Here is a 4230-nt window from a genome sequence, read left to right on the forward strand (position 1 = left end):
CCATGTAGAAGCATCTGATAAGCTTGAACTTGTGAATAATCCCTTTATGCGATTAAGTAAGTTTGGAACAAAACTTAACAACAATGCTGATGATATTGCTATAGGTTTTTTCTTCATGGTTATTTTTTTAATGATTCTTGCCGAACTCCACAGTAAAATACAAGGATATAGTTAATTAATTCGTCATACAATTATAATCGCAGCACCAGGAAATCGAGCATGAAAATGTCATACGCTTTTAAATTTGAAAGGGGTTTGTATTATGAAAGACAAGAATATTTTAAATGCACTTGCTAAAATGACTAAACTGAATGGCGAGGTTAAATCACTTCTTAAGGATATCATGTATGATCGATATGGTGATCTAAGTGGTCTGGAAATTAATGATCAGCCAAACGAGCTGTTCTTAAAAAATGAATTAATTACTGCTGCTGAATATCTTGACAACTTTAGAAGAACTATAAATTACTTAACTCGTGAAGTGAATTGCCTAGGTTCATTGAGTGTAGATGAAAACGGCAGATATTGTCTGAATGAACATGTGTATACCTGTGGTTCTTCTATTGAGTTTCTATTTTCTGATGATGATAACGAATACTGGGTTAGCTCTCGTGTTGAATATACAGACAATCATTATTACATTGTTGGATTTAAAAATATGTCTATGGATAATTTAACAGTTCGAACGAGAGCAATGGCGGGATTATATGAATTTTAATAGAAAAAAGGAAGGTTACAGATGAAAGAAAAACTTTATTTAATTTGTCTTGCAATATTAGCAATTTTTATAGATGGTCTTGCTTTTGAAGTGTTCTGGAATTGGTTTAGGGTATTCGGATTTGAGTATTGAAAGGAGCAAAATGAGACATGGTAATTAATAAGAAGAATGATGTTTTGGACAAATTTATTGAGTGGAAAATACCGTCTTTAAAATTGGCTTCTTTTGACTATGAATGGAAAAAGGGTTCTTTTAAGCCTTTTCCATTTTTGTTGAGAAAAGTGAGACATATTGATAATTGCTATTTTGTTGATTGTATAACCTTTTTAGATTTTGGGTGCGCTAAATATAGGTCAATAGAGATAATTGAACGCAACCAAATGGATTCAAAATTTATATTTCCCTATTCTCACTGGGATGTTTCACAAACAAATATCAATGATAATTTTAATAATTTTCTTGTTGATACTAATGAGATTTTAAAATTATTGAATAGAGGGTTCGAATGGTTTCATGTAGATGAAACAGGTCCTGAATGGTTTATGAATATAAATGGCAATCCGTGTTGGTTGGAATAAGTTATATAACACCTTCAATACTAGAATCCGAATACCCTTGGTTTATTGCGCCAGTTCTTCAAACATCTAATATTAATTTTTTGCAAGGTCTTGGATTGTGTGCTGTTGTTATATTGATCCACACTCGTACTACTAAAACATATTCCTATAAAAGTAATGAAATATTCCATGTTGATACTTTGACTTATCACATTTTGTCGATGATACCTATTCTTTTAATAGGTTATTTCATTGCTTGCTTTATTTAACTTATTATATAAGGGGGGTATTTTATGTATATCTTGAAGCAAATTCCAGAATTCATTAAACGTTTATTTGAACAATTCGATTCATTGAACTTGAGAACTAAAATAATAATTTATGAATTTTTAATAATGTTGTTAACAGAACTTTTTTTTATAATTTTATTTGTAGTCATTATTTTATTAGTTCCATTCTTTGAAGTTGTCAATATAAAATACTTGTTATACATTGCTTTAGGTTTTTATATAATAGTTTGTATTCCGTTAGCTTTTATTCATGCTTCAAGTAGTGATAATATAAATATGGCGGTTGCTAAATATAATATAAAACATAATAATCACTTTTAATAAAAATCTTGAAAACTGAAAGGAGTTTTTTTATGGATCTGTTGTTTGATATTTTTCAATTTTTCTTATTCTTAGTTGGTTTGGGACTGCTTATTTTCCCTAAGCTTTCATCGGAATCTAAATTTATGATAGGCTTTTCATTATCCTTTTTATACTTCATTCAATTGTTTTTGGTTTAAAGCGTCAGTCTGACGCTTTATTTTTTGTGTAAATCAATTTGATGATCTGCTCCTTTTTATTATATAGTGTATGACAATTTTATCACCACAATACGATGGGCCATAAAATTCACGTATGACATTTTATAGCCTTCGATTGCTCCTTTATGTATGACGTTATTTTTGTGCTGCCGCTCTGATCAGAGCAGATCTTCAAATTTCATGTATGACATTAAGATTAGACATTTTATTTATCATTCAAGCAAGATCTAATGATTTTAGATCTTTTTTCCCTCTACATAGCGATTTCTTGGTTGTGCAAACATCTTATGGGTTCAGTTTATCATGGCTATTTTCAAAGATGTGATATTTTCACGCTCCACTATTTTATATGTCAAAAGCCGTTTCACTCTTTCTTTTGACATATAAAACCGCTTGTGAAACACAAGCTTAGTTACTCTAAAAATATTTTGATTTTGATTTGTATCAAATACACTCCACAAATAAATAATTTCTTTTTCATCAAGCCCATGCTACGCATGACTATATGGCTTGACAAAAAACAACCAGACGTGCCGTTGCACGTCTTATTATTTTTTTGCTCCGCTTACATTTGACACAAATTAACGCCATGATAATCTGCCCCCATAAGATTCAACAGTTTAGGTGCTATCGTGCATCTGTTGGTATGGTTTTCAATGCCTGTACGTGATTTTAATTACTCATTTTGAAAGGTGGTTTCTATGAACGAAAATATTTTATTAAGCATGGCACGCAAAGACAATACAACTTGTGTTAAATGTGGTGCGACCTGTGAACATGGATGGGACGCTCACACTATTTTAACAGCTTCGGGCGTCATGGTGGTGTGTGATGACTGTGACAATGAGAGATATTATAAGTGGCTTGAAGCTAAAATGATAAAGGCAAAGCTTGAAGTTCTTTCAAATCGTGACAGCCTTATTAATTCTATCCCTTGCACTAAAGATGTTCCGCTAAGTGCTGAAACGATTAAGTCTATCAATTCGTGTCGTGACTTTGAACATCTGTATAAAACTGGTTTTCTTCATCTTGGACCTTATCGCTTATACTCTAAAGATGCGGTTGAAAATGAATATCTATGGATTAAATATAATTCTTTAGGTGATTGTGAATCTTTCACTGCTATTAATAATCAAGGTTCTTCTTTTGACCTTAATAAACTCAATCTCGACCTATCTGATATTGGCAATTTTGATTGTGGTTTAACCCGTGTTGGAACTTTGAAAAAGTGCGCTGAGTGTGGAAAAGATATTTCAGAGGGCTATCACTTTTTAGGTGATGCTTATTGTTCCAGAAAGTGCCTATCAAAGCATATCGGATGGCATGAGTATTTGCACTTACATTTTAAAGATGATTTCAACTGGTTGATTGAGGATAAAATTAGGTGCTGCTCCTGTGAATCTTTGCTTAAACATGATGAATTGCTTTATGCTGTTGTTGAGAATTTCGAAGCGGATAGTAAAATCGTATCTAATCTTGAACGATTAGACGACGCTTTAATTTTGCTCCAAGAACATTTAAGATATAATGCTCTTTCTGAAAATGTTGAAATTAGTGGTAGCATTTGTCCTTATTGCCTTGAATACGTATAAAATGGCGTTTATGCTGACGTTTTAAATTATTCTAATAATAAATCCTTTCACGTTGCTTAAGCTGTTCGCTTAGGCATCGTGAAATTACATGAAAGAGAGGTTAATTTTATGAATTCTTTAGTTTCTTACCCAGAGCGTGGTATCGGTGGCAATTCTAGTTATAGGGGGAACTGCTCTCCCCTTCTCATTGAAGATTTAATTAAGCAGTACAAGCTAGAGTCTATTTCAGATTATGCGTGTGGTTCTAATACTACTTTTGATGCTGCTTCAAGGCTTGGCATCAAAAGTAAAACCACTGACTTATCAATGGGATTTGATTTGATTGATTCTGAAATTACAGATATCAATGATTTCATATTTTATCACCCAGCCTATTGGGATATCATTAAATACTCTGGGAACATGTATGGCGATAAGCCTTTTAAAAACGATATATCCCGAATTGCTGATTATAAAGAGTTCATGGAAGCTCTTAACTATACCGTGATGAAACAATACGCATCACTTCGACAAGGTGGAAGAATGGCAATTCTAATGGGTGATATCAAGAGA

General features: G+C 32.3%; 4 protein-coding genes and 1 pseudogene. All 5 read left to right on the plus strand.

Features of this window, described 5'->3' with window-relative positions:
• Positions 1-262 precede the first annotated feature (262 nt).
• Positions 263-718, plus strand: coding sequence for a DUF5348 domain-containing protein (locus AC220I_RS18975; RefSeq protein WP_486725434.1), 456 nt, complete (start codon positions 263-265; stop codon positions 716-718).
• Between the two features lie 149 nt (positions 719-867).
• Positions 868-1296 carry a hypothetical protein gene (locus AC220I_RS18980; protein ID WP_486725435.1) on the plus strand — a complete coding sequence of 143 codons (429 nt, stop codon included), beginning with the start codon at positions 868-870 and terminating at the stop codon, positions 1294-1296.
• 272 nt (positions 1297-1568) lie between these two features.
• Complete coding sequence (locus tag AC220I_RS18985; RefSeq protein WP_486725436.1) at positions 1569-1886, plus strand: hypothetical protein; 318 nt, start codon at positions 1569-1571, stop codon at positions 1884-1886.
• A gap of 901 nt (positions 1887-2787) precedes the next feature.
• Positions 2788-3678: a hypothetical protein gene (locus AC220I_RS18990; protein WP_486725437.1), complete on the plus strand. Its 891-nt coding sequence runs from the start codon at positions 2788-2790 to the stop codon at positions 3676-3678.
• 108 nt (positions 3679-3786) lie between these two features.
• Positions 3787-4230, plus strand: a pseudogene (locus AC220I_RS18995) (hypothetical protein); the annotation flags it as partial.

The sequence above is a fragment of the Fusibacter sp. genome (assembly GCF_057447755.1).